General features: G+C 44.5%; 13 protein-coding genes. 6 read left to right on the forward strand and 7 right to left on the reverse strand.

The window, feature by feature from the left end:
* Window positions 1-12 precede the first annotated feature (12 nt).
* Together JC606_RS07085 and JC606_RS07090 are read right to left on the reverse strand one after the other, a co-directional pair.
* Window positions 13-1,497: a mannose-1-phosphate guanylyltransferase/mannose-6-phosphate isomerase gene (locus JC606_RS07085; protein WP_198778284.1), complete on the reverse strand. Its 1,485-nt coding sequence runs from the start codon at window positions 1,495-1,497 to the stop codon at window positions 13-15.
* Between the two features lie 105 nt (window positions 1,498-1,602).
* A complete protein-coding gene (locus tag JC606_RS07090) occupies window positions 1,603-2,718 on the reverse strand; it encodes a mechanosensitive ion channel family protein (protein WP_198778285.1) in 1,116 nt (371 codons plus the stop codon).
* A 188-nt stretch (window positions 2,719-2,906) separates the two neighbouring features.
* Between JC606_RS07090 and JC606_RS07095 the strand changes: the two genes are divergently transcribed.
* Both JC606_RS07095 and JC606_RS07100 read left to right on the forward strand, forming a co-directional pair.
* Complete coding sequence (locus JC606_RS07095) at window positions 2,907-3,563, forward strand: potassium channel family protein (RefSeq protein WP_102425400.1); 657 nt, start codon at window positions 2,907-2,909, stop codon at window positions 3,561-3,563.
* Window positions 3,564-3,587: 24 nt separating this feature from the next.
* Window positions 3,588-4,955: a TrkH family potassium uptake protein gene (locus tag JC606_RS07100; protein ID WP_137407085.1), complete on the forward strand. Its 1,368-nt coding sequence runs from the start codon at window positions 3,588-3,590 to the stop codon at window positions 4,953-4,955.
* Window positions 4,956-5,038: 83 nt separating this feature from the next.
* On the opposite strand, the gene msrB is transcribed toward JC606_RS07100, so the two are convergent.
* Complete coding sequence (gene msrB / locus JC606_RS07105) at window positions 5,039-6,181, reverse strand: peptide-methionine (R)-S-oxide reductase MsrB (protein ID WP_137407086.1); 1,143 nt, start codon at window positions 6,179-6,181, stop codon at window positions 5,039-5,041.
* A gap of 202 nt (window positions 6,182-6,383) precedes the next feature.
* Between msrB and JC606_RS07110 the strand changes: the two genes are divergently transcribed.
* A complete protein-coding gene (locus JC606_RS07110; protein ID WP_198778286.1) occupies window positions 6,384-6,782 on the forward strand; it encodes an OsmC family protein in 399 nt (132 codons plus the stop codon).
* Window positions 6,783-6,915: 133 nt separating this feature from the next.
* Here the strand turns inward: JC606_RS07110 and JC606_RS07115 are convergent, their stop codons facing one another.
* The 4 genes from JC606_RS07115 to phnW form a co-directional block, all read right to left on the reverse strand.
* A complete protein-coding gene (locus JC606_RS07115) occupies window positions 6,916-7,965 on the reverse strand; it encodes an OmpA family protein (protein WP_198778287.1) in 1,050 nt (349 codons plus the stop codon).
* A gap of 401 nt (window positions 7,966-8,366) precedes the next feature.
* Window positions 8,367-9,185 carry a phosphonoacetaldehyde hydrolase gene (gene phnX / locus JC606_RS07120; protein WP_198778288.1) on the reverse strand — a complete coding sequence of 273 codons (819 nt, stop codon included), beginning with the start codon at window positions 9,183-9,185 and terminating at the stop codon, window positions 8,367-8,369.
* Between the two features lie 80 nt (window positions 9,186-9,265).
* Entirely contained in the window at window positions 9,266-10,705 is a 1,440-nt protein-coding gene (locus tag JC606_RS07125; protein ID WP_198778289.1) for an aspartate aminotransferase family protein, read from the reverse strand.
* A complete protein-coding gene (phnW, locus tag JC606_RS07130; protein WP_198778290.1) occupies window positions 10,705-11,808 on the reverse strand; it encodes a 2-aminoethylphosphonate--pyruvate transaminase in 1,104 nt (367 codons plus the stop codon). Before phnW ends, JC606_RS07125 begins: the two co-directional genes overlap by 1 nt.
* Window positions 11,809-12,157: 349 nt before the next feature.
* On the opposite strand from phnW, the gene JC606_RS07135 reads away from it, so the two are divergent.
* The 3 genes from JC606_RS07135 (at window position 12,158) to JC606_RS07145 (ending at window position 15,447) form a co-directional block, all read left to right on the forward strand.
* A complete protein-coding gene (locus JC606_RS07135) occupies window positions 12,158-13,168 on the forward strand; it encodes a putative 2-aminoethylphosphonate ABC transporter substrate-binding protein (RefSeq protein WP_198778291.1) in 1,011 nt (336 codons plus the stop codon).
* A gap of 109 nt (window positions 13,169-13,277) precedes the next feature.
* Window positions 13,278-14,696 carry an FAD-dependent oxidoreductase gene (locus JC606_RS07140; RefSeq protein WP_198778292.1) on the forward strand — a complete coding sequence of 473 codons (1,419 nt, stop codon included), beginning with the start codon at window positions 13,278-13,280 and terminating at the stop codon, window positions 14,694-14,696.
* A 97-nt stretch (window positions 14,697-14,793) separates the two neighbouring features.
* Window positions 14,794-15,447 carry an HAD-IB family hydrolase gene (locus JC606_RS07145; protein WP_198778293.1) on the forward strand — a complete coding sequence of 218 codons (654 nt, stop codon included), beginning with the start codon at window positions 14,794-14,796 and terminating at the stop codon, window positions 15,445-15,447.
* The last annotated feature ends 131 nt before the right edge of the window (window positions 15,448-15,578 follow it).

A 15,578-nucleotide genomic window follows, 5' to 3' on the forward strand; every position in this document is an offset into this window, starting at 1 on the left:
ATCGTCGCTGCTTTAGTTCGATTTGTTGATTTGAGGTGAGCTAGGTTGTTCGCTTCGCCCGTAACTATCTTGATATCGAATAATGTCGTCTTCACTCAAATGGCTACCGGTTTGTACTTCGATCATTTCGAGTGGAGCGTCCCCTGGATTTTCTAGGCTATGTATGTGTCCTAGCGGAATATAAGTGGATTGGTCTTCTTCAACGAGATAGGTTTTCTCATCATTGGTCACCTTCGCAACACCTGCTACAACAACCCAGTGTTCTGCTCTATGGTGATGCATCTGTAGGGATAACTTGTGACCGGGTTTTACGGTGATGCGTTTAACCTTGTCGCGTTTGCCTAGGTCAATTACATCGTATTTACCCCAAGGTCTAAACACTTCGCGGTGATGAACATGTTCTGTGCGATCTGCTTGATTCAGTTGGCTGACAATCGATTTCACGTCTTGAACTTTGTCTTTGTTCGCGACGAGTATGGCGTCTTTTGTTTCGACAATAATGAGATTCTCGACACCTACAGTCGCAACCAGTTTGTTTTCAGCGTGGATATAGTTGTGCTGAGAATCGACAGTTAACACATCGCCTTCAATCACATTGTTGTGTTCATCTTTATCACTGACATCCCAGATTGCAGACCATGAACCAATATCATTCCAACCAACATCCATCGAAATTACCGCAGCATCTGACGTTTTTTCCATCACGGCATAGTCGATAGAGTCACTTGGACTGCTTTTGAATGCTTCAGCGTCAATACGGATAAAATCGAGGTCAGTATTTTGTTTTTCGAGAGCGCTTTTACAGGCCTCAAGGATCTGTGGATGATGTTTTGCTAGCTCTTCTAAGTAGCGTGAGGCTTTAAACATGAACATACCGCTGTTCCAGAGGTATTGGCCCGAATTAACGTATTGTTCTGCGGTGGCTAGATCTGGCTTTTCAACGAAACATTCAATGGCAAAAGAATGGTGGGAGAGTGGATCTCCTTGTTTTATATAACCATAGCCAGTTTCTGGTGCGCTTGGAGTAATACCAAAAGTAACCAGTTTACCTTGTTTTGCGTATTCAACACCTCTCGCCACCGTTTGCTGAAATTCTGCTGTTTTAGCGATGTGATGATCAGCAGCCAGTACCAATAATATTGGATCTGACTCATTTTGTTGGTTACATCTGGTGTGATTTAAAGCCTGTAATGCAGCGAGTGCGATGGCGGGAGCTGTGTTTCTTCCGACAGGTTCTAGCAAAATACCACTGTGTTCTATGTTGGCCGAGCGAGCCTGTTCCGCAGCAATAAAGCGGTGCTCTTCATTACAGATAATGAAGGGAGCCGCACATTCTGCATTACTCAAGTGCGCTTCAAGACCTTGTAGGCGTATAAGGGTTTGCTGGAGCATCGATTGTTCGCCAGCAATATTGAGGAACTGCTTTGGGTAAAGCTCGCGAGATAGTGGCCAGAGGCGGCTACCAGAGCCGCCAGCTAGAATGACAGGTAAAATCATAGCGTGGTACAGGGTGCATTAAAATACTGGCGCCATGTTACCACGCTTCACTCTTTTTAATTATCGATAACCCATTTAGTTACCTATAAACAGTAAATACGCTGTTTATTGATGACCTGATGGATTCGAAATAGCCATATCTTGAACTTCACTCAAACCTTGTGGATCGATTTTTAGTGTTTGAGTTGGGAAAGCGATATCCGCATTGTGTTTGTGAATGATTGCTAGCACCTGCAGTAGCACATCTTGTTTCACTTCATGGTATCTCACCCAGTTGACGGTCTTAGTGAAGGTGTAGATGAAGAAGTTCAGCGTTGATGGGCCAAACTTATCGAAATTCACGATGAGTGTCTGCTTAGCATCGATGTCTGGGTGCGTTTCAAGCATGGCTTTTACGTCATCCACGATAGCAGCTAACTTGCTCGCGTCTTCGTAACGAAGCCCAAAGGTTTCATTAATTCGGCGGTTTAGCATTCGCGATGAGTTTTCCACCACAATGTTACTGAATACCGAGTTTGGCACGTACAGTGGGCGTTTATCGAATGTACGAATGATGGTCATGCGCCAGCCAATACGTTCGACGGTACCTTCGATTTGACGGTCAGGAGAGCGAATCCAATCACCGACTTTAAAAGGTCGGTCGAAGTAGATCATCATGCCGCCAAAGAAGTTCGAGAGTAGATCTTTTGCTGCCAAACCGACAATCAAACCACCCACACCACCAAAGGTCAGCAAGCCTGATAGGCTAAGACCGAATGCTTGCATGATCGTCAGGCCACCCATGACCATAAAGAATAGGCGAGCTACTTTTGCGATCGCCTGTACAGTTGTCTCATCCCTGTTTTTTTGCTCTAAGACGTATGCTTCAGCATTGGTGATCATTCGTAAGGTGAACCAAACGAAGGTACATATGATCAATATGTGCTTGAGAGTTTTTAACCAGTTGATTTCATTGCCAAACTGATCTTGAAGAATCAACCCGACAGATACGGTCGCTGGCCAACACCAAAGTAACGTACTGACAGGGGTTTTCAGTGCCTCTAGTAGTAGGTCATCCCAGTGAAAGTGGGTTCTCTGTACCAGAACTTCCAAGCGATTATGGATTATTCGCCAAGCTACCCAAGCGAGAAAACTCGCAATAGTGATGAATAGGACGCTATTCGCCCAGTCACTATGGGTCTGGTTGATGTAGGTTTGTACTTGGGTCAATAATTCATTCATTGTGTGTGCTGCCGCAGAAATTATGAATTGGAAATTAGCAGAAACTCGAGATGTTCTCTACCTTTATAAATCAAGCGATTATAACAATAGTATAACTCTATTTATTGCAGAACTGACTTTTTTTGAGATAGAAACTAATGTAGGTTTGGCTATCCCGTGTAATTAAAAATTTCTAAACAGGATTTCAAATGAGCGACAAACAATATGCAGTTATCGGTTTAGGGCGTTTTGGTTTATCTGTTTGCCAAGAACTTCAAAGTTCAGGCTCACAGGTGTTAGCCGTCGATATTGATGAGGAGCGAGTGAAAGAAGCCGCGGCCTTTGTTTCACAAGCGATTGTTGCTAACTGTACGAGTGAAGAGACGGTTAAAGAGCTGAGGCTCGATGAGTACGATATGGTAATGGTTTCGATTGGTTCTGATGTGAACTCGAGCATTCTGACTACTCTGGTCGTAAAAGAGTCGGGAGCTAAAACCGTTTGGGTTAAGGCGAACGATAAATTCCACGGTAAGATCCTCTCTAAAATTGGCGCTGACCATATCATCATGCCGGAGCGAGACATGGGTATTCGTGTCGCAAGGAAGATGCTGGATAGACGCGTTCTTGAATTTATCGACCTCGGTAGTGGGTTAGCGATGACCGAAATTGTTATCGGTGCCAAGTTATTAGGTAAACAACTTCGTGATTTGAAGCTTTGCAAAGAGGTGGGTGTTGAAGTTCTTGGTTTTAAACGCGGACCGAATCTGACTAAAGCGCCTGAACTGGAAGTGAGTTTAGAAATTGGGGATGTGGTGATCATCGCCGGGCCTAAAGAGACCTTATCTAGAAAATTACGTAATTGGTAATGGTAACTGCAATAAGGTAACAGTATGAATTCGTTTCAACGAAAAGGTACTTTTTATACCCTTAAGAGAGATGAAAAGCCTCGTAAGGGCTCTGAACCTAAGATAATCCTGACCAGTTTCTTAGGCGTTCTAATTCCCTCGGCCATCTTGCTGACGTTGCCTGTTTTCTCTGTCACGGGGCTCAGTTTTACGGATGCGCTGTTTACTGCGACCTCTGCAATCAGTGTGACAGGCTTAGGTGTCGTCGATACGGGCGAGCACTTTACTTTAGCTGGAAAAATCTTGCTGATGTTCTTGATGCAGGTAGGTGGGCTAGGGCAGATGACTTTATCTGCGGTACTGCTTTACATGTTTGGTGTTAGGTTAAGCTTGAAGCAGCAGGCATTGGCGAAAGAAGCATTGGGACAAGATCGTAAGATTAACCTTCGAAAATTGGTCAAGAAGATAATCGTCTTCGCATTAGTGGCTGAATTTATTGGTTTTGTATTGCTCTGCTTCCGATGGGTGCCTGAAATGGGCTGGGCAACCGGAAGCTTTTACGCACTGTTTCATGCGATATCAGCCTTCAATAACGCAGGTTTCGCTCTGTTCTCAGATAGCATGATGAGCTTTGTTGACGATCCATTGGTGATCTTTACCTTAGCGGCTCTGTTCATTTTTGGTGGCTTAGGCTTCACGGTGGTCGGTGACTTATCGAGTAACTGGCGCAAAGGCTTTCAGCATCTACATTTACATACCAAGATCATGCTAACCGCAACTCCGACTCTATTGTTGGTAGGTACGGTATTATTCTGGCTGTTGGAGAGAAATAACTCTGCGACTATGGAAGGGTTATCAACTCAAGGCCAATGGCTGGCGGCGTTTTTTCAATCAGCAAGCGCTCGTACCGCTGGCTTTAACAGTGTGGATTTGTCTCAGTACACGCAGCCTGCTTTATTGGTGATGATTGTGTTAATGCTGATTGGTGCTGGTTCTACCTCAACCGGTGGCGGTATTAAGGTATCGACCTTTGCAGTTGCTTTTGTCGCGACTTGGACATTCCTACGTCAGAAAAAGCACGTCGTGATGTTTAAACGTACGGTTACATGGCAGGCGGTCACCAAGTCATTGGCCATTATCGTGGTCAGTGGGGCGTTATTAACTACGGCGATGTTTTTGTTAATGCTTACCGAAAAAGCCGCGTTTGATCGAGTCATGTTCGAGGTGATTTCTGCCTTTGCAACGGTAGGATTGACGGCTGGGTTAACCGCAAATCTAACCGAACCTGGCAAATACATTATGATTGTTGTGATGGTTATTGGTCGTATCGGTCCTTTGACGTTGGCGTATATGTTAGCTCGCCCAGAGCCTTCACTGCTCAAATACCCAGAAGACACTGTTCTAACAGGCTAGCGCGTTTGTTAATGAATCAGAAAACATAAAGCCAGCGTTATGCTGGCTTTGTTGTTATAGGTGTAGCGTTAATCGCTGAATGCTTAGCCCTCAAACATCTCTACATATTCATCATAGCCTTCTTCATCCAGTTTATCTGCTGGGATAAAGCGCATCGCCGCTGAGTTCATGCAGTAACGTAAGCCTGTTGGTTTAGGACCATCTTTGAAGACATGACCTAAGTGAGAATCACCAAATCGGCTACGAACTTCTGTGCGTGGGTACAACAGTTTGTAGTCTGTGGTTGTCACTACGTAAGCTTCGTTGATTGGTTGGGTAAAGCTCGGCCAGCCCGTACCTGATTTGTATTTGTCTTTTGACGAGAACAAAGGCTCACCGGTAACGATATCAACATAGATACCTTCCTCTTTGTTATCCCAGTATTTGTTGTCAAATGGGCGCTCAGTAGCGTCTTCTTGCGTTACATCGTATTGAAGTGCTGTAAGCTTCGCTTTGATCTCTGCATCAGACGGTTTTACGTATGTTTTAGCATTCGCTGTCGCATTTTTACTGTCGATGATCTGACGTAGTGTTTTAGGGTTGTCCTTTCTATCATCACCGAAGATTTTATCTAAATACTGATCACGACCTGAAGCGTAGCGGTAGTAGTTATAACGAACCTTACTCTTCTTGTAATAATCTTGATGGTAATCTTCTGCTGGCCAGAACTTCTCAAATTTGATCAGTTCTGTTTTTAGTGGTGCACCAAAGATTTGAGCCTTGTCGATCTCCATCATAAAGTTCTGAGCAACGTCTTTTTGCTCTTGGTTATGATAGAAAATGGCAGGTCGATATTGCGGACCACGGTCTACGAATGACCCTTTGTCATCGGTTGGATCGATATGTCGGAAGAATTGGTCAAGTACCTTTTCATAGCTAACAACATCAGGGTTATAGGTCACGTTGATCACTTCGATGTGACCAGACTTACCTGAAGAAACTTGTTTATAGGTTGGGTTTTCGAGCTCGCCACCAGAGTATCCAGAGATAACGTCTGTTACGCCTTTTAGTTTCTCTAAGTCAGACTCTGTACACCAAAAACAACCACCCGCGAGTGTCGCGATTTCACTTTTCCCTGAATTAGCCGTTTTATCCATTGTATTGGCAGTGCCAGTTTGGCTGACAAACAACGAAATCAGTGGTAGTGCAACCACGAGTGATACCAATATTTTAGATAATTTATTCATAGATACCTCATCTTGACGTTCTTTTTCATTCGATTTTGAATGTACGAATAGAGACAGGTTTTAGATGGAAAAAATTGCACTATTCATGAAAAAAATATGTGTCAGAGAAAATCTTGCTCATGAATGCTACCAGTAGTAGGGTGTCGATACTAACAATAAATAACAGACAGTGATGGCGGTTATCGGTCATCTAAGGAACAGCATGCAAGCAGAAGTTAAATGGGTCGAAGGTTTTAAATTCTTGGGTCAATCTCAATCAGGCCACTCTATTGTTATGGATGGCAGCGGTGGTGCAACGGCACCAAGCCCGATGGAAATGGTCCTTATGGCCGCTGGTGGATGTAGCTCTGTTGATGTGGTAGATGGCTTGAAATCTGCTGGTCAAAACATTACAGGTTGTAACGCAAAGCTTGAAACTACACGTCGTGAAACCGCGCCAAAAATCTTTACTGCGATTAACATTCACTTTGAAGTTTCAGGTGACAACCTTGATCCTGAGTTAGTTGCAAAAGTATGCGCTGATTCATTGGAAAAGTACTGTTCAGTGTGCCTAATGCTAGGTGCAGGCATAGAAATGACGCATAGCTGGGAAATTGTTTAATTCTGAGCAAATGACTGCGCATTAGAATTAGACCGCTAGCTTCAATGTCAAACAGATACAGAAAAGGGCGGAGCACAGAACAGTGCTCCGCCCTTATTATTAAGGAAGATATCGTGATTGCGGCGGAATGCGATTATTCCACTGTCTCTACGATAACCTCTTCAACTTGAACGTCTTCTTGGTACTCGAAGCTTGGAATTGTTGCTTCAACACGACGGTTTTGTGCACGACCTTCAGCTGTATCGTTTGATGCGATTGGGTTTTCTTCCCCTTCACCAGAAGCGGTAATGCGGCTTGACTCAATGCCTTGCTCTTCGATGTATGCTGCTACTGCTGCCGCACGTTTCTTAGAGATCATCATGTTGTATTCAGCTGCACCTGTTGAATCTGTGTGACCAACAATGTTAACGGTAGACTGAGGGTATGTTTGTAAGACTTCCACAATTGGCTGTATAGCGGCTTTACCTTCGTCTGAAAGCTCTGTGCTGTTAGTCGCAAATGTACCTTGAGAGAAGCTCTCAGTTTGCACTTTGGTAACCATCACCTCAGCTTCCTCTTCAACAACCACAGTTTCTGGCTCTGCGATTGGTTCAGACGGGGCTTGAGTTACTGCTGCCGCCGCTGTGGCAGTACCTGTGCCAAAACTGTAACTTATGCCTATAGATAGGAGGTTTGAGTTTAGGTTTTGTACAAATTTGTCGTCGAAATCATCAAAATATTGGTATTCAAGACGAAGCGCCCAATCAGGGGATAATTGCTTTTCTAGACCAATACCAGCGGATAATACAAAATCATCTTCACCGCCGTGTGAAATGTATGCAGGACCTGCTTTGAAAAAGACATCAAACTTTTGTTGTATAGGTAGACGGTACATTGGTGTTAGTGATATCGCGATCAAAGGGTCACTGAATGTAGCTGTTGTTCCATTTTTTGAAAAGCTCGTCTTGTAGTCACCCAAGAAGTCGGAACTAAGTTCGATACCAAGTCTCTCATTAAGTCTGTATCCAGAATAGATTCCTGCACCGATAGCATCATCATCACACTTTTCACCGCTAACGCACGCGCTGTCTAGCCAGCCCATGCCTAACTTACCGCCGACATAAGTCGTAGCTGCGATTGAAGGTGCTGCTGCTAGACTGGAAGCGGCAACAATAGCACTCATGATTTTCGAGAGTTTCTTCATAATTTTGTCCTTGGATTAACTCTTGTTGTTTGAACTCACCAAAACCATCACTTAATAAGGGGAGACACTGCTGAAATAAGTGAATCAAGGTGTGTTCAGTTGAACATATATGTTTATCGTTACTTAAATGGTTGGCTTGATTGAGTGTTGGAGTCAATCAATTTGTTAGATATTATATATTTACGTGACCTTTATTGTTTAGAGGATGGTTATATTTAAGCTATAGCCTAGTTTTGTATATTTGCCAGTTAGTCTGATGAAAACTCTTAGAAAATTTGTTCCTCATCATGCTTTAGACTGAAACATCACCTAATATGCTTCTTTTGAATGAGTACATCGCTTAATATATTGCTTAAACAAGGAATTAACATTTGCTTTCCTGAAACAGAAAGAACTTGAGATTAAGGACGCTCACCAGCCAATAAGCGCTTTTCGATAGCAGCAATTACTTCAGGCAAGTCGGCGATGGTGTCGATTAGATAGTGTGGGTTTGATTTGTTTAGCTTAACGCTCGCTTTTTCACGAGCTGCTGTAAGCGTTGCTTTATCTGCGTTTAAGTATTCTTGGTAAGTTAATCCTGCTTCGTTGCCTGATAAAACAAGGCCTACCGTCCACATGCCTGCGTTGTGACCCTCATCAATGCCCGGGGCTGCATCATCCACTTTTACACAGGCTGCAACGTTTGTTACGCCTAGATCAATCACGTTTTTAAGTGCCATGAATGGTGCAGGGCGACCACCTTGAGGTAAATCATCGGTTGCAACGACATTGTCTGGACGATAGCCGTAATCTGCTGCTGCAGGAATCAGAACATCCATCACTTCACGTGGGTAACCGGAACAAGAACCGATCTTTACGCTTTTCTCTTTTAGGTTATTTACGACTTCAATCGCGTTTAAAATTGGCGCTGCGTGGTCGGCTACTTTCGCTTTTTGAAGAGGCATAAATGCCGCGTAGATTGCATCAACGTCTTCACTGGTCATCGAACGCCCGAATTGTGCGTTCCAACGCGCATCGACAGCAGGGATTCGACCCACCGCTTGGATGTGATCCCATTTACCGATACCCATAGGTTCACGCGCTTCTGCTAAGTCGATGTTAAAGTCGAAACCTTGCTTGAATGCTTCAACAAAGATACTGGTTGGAGCAAACGAACCAAAATCTACGATAGTGCCAGCCCAGTCAAAGATAACCGCTTGGATAGGTGATGTTGTGTTCATAGTGGTGTCCTTTTTTGCCACTCCCATTTAAAAGCACGGGAGGGGCTAATGATGTTTTAGGTTATTGGATTCATGTTGGTTTAAAGGTATTCAAAGTCTTTACAGACTTTTGCTATCGCGTTTTCGAAGACAGACAGAGCGACTTCTAGTTCACTGCGGCTGATGATCAATGGCGGGCTCAATTGAATCACGTTACCTTGTGACACCTTGAAGCTCAGGCCATCGTTCAGACATTGGTAAAGTACGGCTTCTGCTTCATCGAACGCTCGGGTTTTGGTGATATGGTCGGTGACCAATTCCACACCCCAAAGCAGGCCGATGCCGCGAACGTCACCAATAACTGGGTATTTCTCTTTCATTTGTAGCAGTTGTTCACGAACGAATACGCTGTCTGCTTGCGCTTTTTCAAGTAGGTTTTCTTGCTCAATCACTTCCATGGTAGCCAGTGCCGCCGCGCAGCCGATAGGGCTTTTCTCATGGGTGTAATGACCCAGTGAAACTTGCGCTGCCGTGTTGTATTTGTCTTTAGTGACTATGGCTGCAATTGGAACCAAGCCGCCGCCAAAGCCTTTACCGATACATAGGATGTCAGGTTCGATATCAAACGCTTGGTGTGTGAACCATTCACCGCTACGACCCATGCCATTTGGGATGTCATCAATGATCAACATGACGTTGTGCTTGTCGCAGATTTCACGGATGCGTTTCCAGTAAGCTTTACTTGGCACTTGAACGTCTGTGTTACGAACCGCTTCCGCAATGAAGGCTCCAATACCACCTTCTTTTTCAATGACGTACTCAAGGTAATCGGCGTAGTGAACATCGCATGCCGTCTCATTGTTATCGCTTGAGCTACACTCACTTAACGGAAAACTAGCGCGAAGCGAAAAAGCACCACGATAAGAGACTGCTGGTGGGATACGTTCTACGCCAGCCATTAACGGGCCCATACCTTCACGGAAACAGGCTTCACCACCGACAGAAATCGCATCCAATGATGCGCCATGGAAGGAGTCCCACAATGAAACGACTTTGAAGTTGTTGGTGACATGTCGAGCCAGTTTGAGTGCCATGCCGATAACCGAAGTACCACCCGGTGCAAACAGCACGCGATTTAAATCACCACCGCAGATCTGCGTTAGCTTTTCAGCGCATTGAACGGTGGTTTCATTGGTAAAGCGACGTGGTGAAAACGGTAATGACGCCATTTGTTGAGTCACTTTATTGATGATGTGTGGGTGGCCATAACCTAGTTGATGGACATTATTGCCATGAAAGTCCATGTACTTTTTGCCCGTCGCATCTTGAATATAAATGCCTTCAGCGGCTTCAAGTGTGTCTAGGCAAGGTGTTGACATCGCTTGATGGAGAAACACGTCTGAGTCGCGTTTTAACATCGCTTGAGTCGCCTCATCGTTTAACGACTCATTCCACTTTTCACGTGCGGGTGTGGTGTTCACATCGCCTTCACTTCGAAAGTGCGTTGCCTTTGGTGCTGGCTCTTGGTTAATTATTTTCATTACTTAATGTCCCAGTACATAGCATTCTTAACAGCGCCAATGAGAGCTTCAATATCAGACGGATAAACTTCACCAATGTTACCAATGCGGAAGCAGTCTGCGTTTGAGACCTTGCCCGGGTAAATCACAAAACCTTGTTCTTTCAAGCGCTCATAGAACTCTTTAAATTGGTAATCGCTGTGTGTTGGAGAATAGAAAGAGGTGATGATAGGAGAGTGAAGTTCATCAGTAAGCAGTGGTTCAAACCCTAGGGAGCGCATGCCAGCAACTAACGTTTTTTGGTTGGTTTGGTAACGATTATGACGAGCTTCGATACCGCCTTCTTGTTCAAGCTCAAGCAGTGCTTGGTAGAAAGCACGCACCGTGTGAGTCGGGGAGGTGAAGCGCCATTTACCGTGATTGCTTTCCATGCAGTGCCATTGGTCAAACAGATCAAGGCTTAATGAGCGAGCTTGGCCTTTGCACTTTTCCAGTTCCGATTGCTTAGCAATGACAAAGCCGAAGCCCGGTACACCTTGGACGCACTTGTTTGCTGAGCTGATCATGTAATCGATACCTAAGTCAGCGATATCCATAGGGATGCCACCAAAGCTCGACATTGCATCGAGAATGACGGCTTTGTTGTGCTGTTTTGCCAATTTGGCAATGTCTTCAATTGGATTCAGCATGCCTGTCGTGGTTTCACAGTGCACAATCGCAACGTGAGTAATGTCTGAATCCATGGCCAATGCCGTTTCCATTTCGTTCAAGTCAGGCTGTGATGTTTCACCTGGGGAAACGACATGGTATGGAATGTTTAAGTATTCTGAAATTTGAGCAATACGAGCGCCGTACGCACCGTTATCAACAACAAGAAGTTTTCCATTTTTAGAGATAACGCTACCGATTGTTGCTTCTACCGAAGCGGTGCCGCTACCTTGCATTAATACGCTTGTATATCCCGCTTGCTTAGTCGCTAAAGTCACTAGCTTGTTACGAATCACTTCAACAACGTCTTTGTTGTATTCATCATCCCAAGTACACCAATCTTTTAACATCGCTTGGCGAACGGTTTCAGAAGTAGATAAAGGGCCCGGTGTCAGCAGTAAGTATTCGTTTCTCATGTTCAACTCTCGTGATTTGATTTTGGACTATACCAATGTTTGGGGCTACTTTAACAACCAATTTAAACGGTCGTAAATAGCCCAAACATCATTTTCAAAAAAGCTTCATATTAAAAATGGTCACTTTTCTTGAGAAAGTTTTCGATCTTTAAACTGCCATTTTTCGTTCATTTAATCGTCACAAAAGCCAGTTAGCTTAATACTCGAAATCTGGTACATACCAAGCTGGAGGTGTGTGCTAATAACCTAAATGAATTTATGGACATAGGTGCCTCTTGGTGGGGCTTCTAGCTTTAGCAATTTTAACCTTGGCTACTTCTCACTTTAGAGTTGGGCCTGACTGGAGAAAATGATGAAAAACCGTTTTATGAAAGGATCACTTGCAGCATTAGTCACACTATTAGCTGGTAACGCTTATGCGGCACAGGAAGTGACGGTTTACACCGCTTTTGAAACTGACATCTTAGCGAAGTACAAAAATGCTTTTGAAAGCGAAAACCCAGACATCAACATCAAATGGGTACGTGATTCAACTGGGATCATGACGGCAAAATTATTAGCTGAGAAAAACAACCCTCGTGCAGAAGTGGTATGGGGCCTTGCGGGTTCTTCAATGGCTCTACTTAAAGAAGAGGGCATTCTTAAGCCTTACACTCCTCAAGGTGTAGAAGCGCTGCGCTCAAACCTCAACGATCCGCAATCTACTCAAGCTTGGTATGGCAACGATGCATTCTTCAATGCGGTTTGTTTCAATGAAGCGGTAGCGAAACAACTTAACCTACCAGCACCTAAATCTTGGGATGACCTAACCAAGCCTATCTACAAAGGTCATATTGCGATGCCAAACCCAGCGTCTTCTGGTACGGGTTATATGCAAGTGTCTGCTTGGCTACAAAACATGGGTGAAGACCAAGGTTGGAACTACATGCAGAAGCTAGACCAAAACATCGCTCACTACACGCACTCTGGTTCTAAGCCATGTGTTCAAGCGGGTATGGGTGAAGTCGCTATCGGTATTTCTATGGCGAGCCGTGGCGCTAAGCTGAAAACTCAAGGTGCACCGCTTTCTGTAATTACACCTGAGGGTATTGGTTGGGAATCTGAAGCGGTAGGTCTTGTGAAGCCGTCTGATGCAGCGCAACGCGTGGTTGATTGGTCTATCTCTAAAGCAGCAAACGAGCTTTACATCGAAATGTACCCAGTTGTTGGTCACCAAGAAGTGACGGCAACAATTGAAAACTTCCCGAACGTCGAAAAGAACATGGCAAAAATGGACTTTGCACGTATGGGCAGCGAGCGTGCAGACGTATTGAAAACATGGTCTGAGAAGTTCGACGCTAAATCAGAGCCAAAATCTTAATCTATCGAGCTTAACTATTGAGTTCATTAGAAGTTAGAAATCAGTAAAGGAAGGCTTCGGTCTTCCTTTTTTAGTTTTACGCCTTTAGGTTTTATGTAAGGTACGACAAATGACAAAACACTACTCATATTGGTTCAAACAAGCACTAGAAAAGGAATTTGGCAGCATCGATGCGGGGCTAGAATCCGCGAAGCCACTGCAAAAAGACATTAACTGCGACATCGCTATTGTTGGCGGCGGTTACACAGGGCTGTGGACGGCGATTTTGATCAAGCAGCAGCAACCTCAAAAGCATGTTGTGGTGATTGAAAAAGGTTTGTGTGGCAGCGGCGCTTCTGGTGCGAACGGTGGCTGTATGCTGACATGGTCGACTAAGTATCCCACGTTGAAGAGGCTCTACGGAAAAGAGCAAGCAAAATGGCTGGTAAAAGAATCGGAAAAGGTCATTTACGAGATCGAAGCTTTCTGTAACGAACATAATATCGATGCGCATTTGTATCGTAGCGGGACTTATTACACGGCAACCAATGAAGCACAAAAAGGTGGAATGGAGCCCGTAGTGAATGAGTTGGTTAAACAGGGTATCAATAGCTGGAAGAAGTGTGACAGCTCTTTGTCTGATAAAGCAGGATCGGAGCGTCATATCGAAGGTTATTACTCAGAAGCCGCGGGCAGTGTGCAGCCAGCATTACTGGCGAGAGGGTTACGTCGAGTTGCTATTGATTTAGGGGTTGAAATTCACGAAAACACGGAGATGACTTCGCTTGATTATGGAGCCCCAGCTCGAATCCAAACCAAAGGTGGATCTGTTTTTGCCGACAAGGTCATTTTGGCACTCAACGCATGGATGCTCGATCACTTTAAAGAGTTTAAACGCAGTATTGTGGTTGTTTCGTCAGACATGGTTGTCACTAAGCCTATCCCTGAAAAGCTTCAGCAATTTGGCCCAGAGAAAGGGGCGGCAGTGGTGGATTCACGTATCTTTGTTCACTATTACCGAGACACCCAAGATGGACGTCTGATGTTGGGTAAAGGTGGCAATAAGTTCTCGTTTGCCAATCAAGTTGAAAGCATGTTTAACCAAAAGACAAACTACCTGTCGATTCTAAATCAATCGTTCGAAAAATTGTTCCCTAAATTGGAACAAAGTGAGTTCGATTACAACTGGTCGGGTGGATCAGATCGCTCAGTAACAGGATTGCCATTTTTCGGTAATCTAAAAGGCCAAAACAACATCTATTATGGGCTCGGTTACTCAGGTAATGGTGTTGCGCAAACTCGTATGGGCGGAAAGATTCTGTCATCTATGGTACTCGGCACTGACAACGCTTGGACCTGCTGCGGATTAACCAAAGGACCGCTTGGGCATTTCCCACCAGAGCCATTCCGTTGGGTAGGGGCCATGACGGTGCGCAATGCAGTACGCAGAAAAGAGAACGCAGAAGACTCAGGAAAAGCGCCATGGTGGCTAGATAAGCAGTTGGCAAAGCTGGCTGGTGCGGCAGGTAAAGCCGACAAGGTTGAGTGAATCTTTGTTGTAGATTGTGCTTTGCAGGTTAAGCGAGAACCGATCTTCAAGTGGCAACTGAATTGGAAGTTAAATTTGATTTGAAGTGAGAATTGATATGACGACCCCGCTGTATGTATTTGATTTAGATGAAGCACTCATGGATGGAAACAGCGCCATGATTTGGAATGAGTTTTTGGTTGAGAAAGGCTTGGCAAATGAACCTAGCTTTTTGAACGAAGAACGCCGGCTTATGGCGCTGTATGTTCAAGGTATTCTCAATGAAGATATTTACCTTGAATTTGCAACCCGCTCACTAGCCAATAAAACTTATCAAGAGGTGTGTGCATTATTAGAAGAGTGCATTAATCGTAAAGTTCTCAGCAAGATCTTTCCTCATCTTGCAAAGAGGAGCTGGTCGTCAACAACACAAGGGCAGCCGATGGTGATCATCTCTGCCATTGTGTCATTCATTCCTGCATGTGTGGCAAAAAGGCTCAATATTCCCAATGTTGTCGGTATTGAACTCATGGAATCGTCGGGTCAATACTCTGCCAAGATTTTGGGGCTTCCGAGTCATCCGCATGGCAAGGTGGTTAGTTTGAATGAGTGGTTAGAGCAACACGGCCCTTCGCACAACCATAGTCAAATTGGTGCTGACTCGATTAATGATTTACCTCAATATGAAGTGGCGGATCGCCCTCACTTGGTTAATCCACACGAACGTTTAAGCGCTCGCTTGGAATCTGCTCCATGGCGTGCGATCTACTGATTTCAGTATTGGAAGAAACAATAGATATAACCATAAACAAGCATTGATATTTGGCGGTGAAAAGCACATTGGCTTTCATCGCCAAATACCTATTTGAGGACTAGTGGGTTTCTGTAAGATATTGAATATTA

It is taken from the genome of Vibrio sp. IB15 (assembly GCF_016406055.1).
GTDB lineage: Bacteria > Pseudomonadota > Gammaproteobacteria > Enterobacterales > Vibrionaceae > Vibrio > Vibrio chagasii.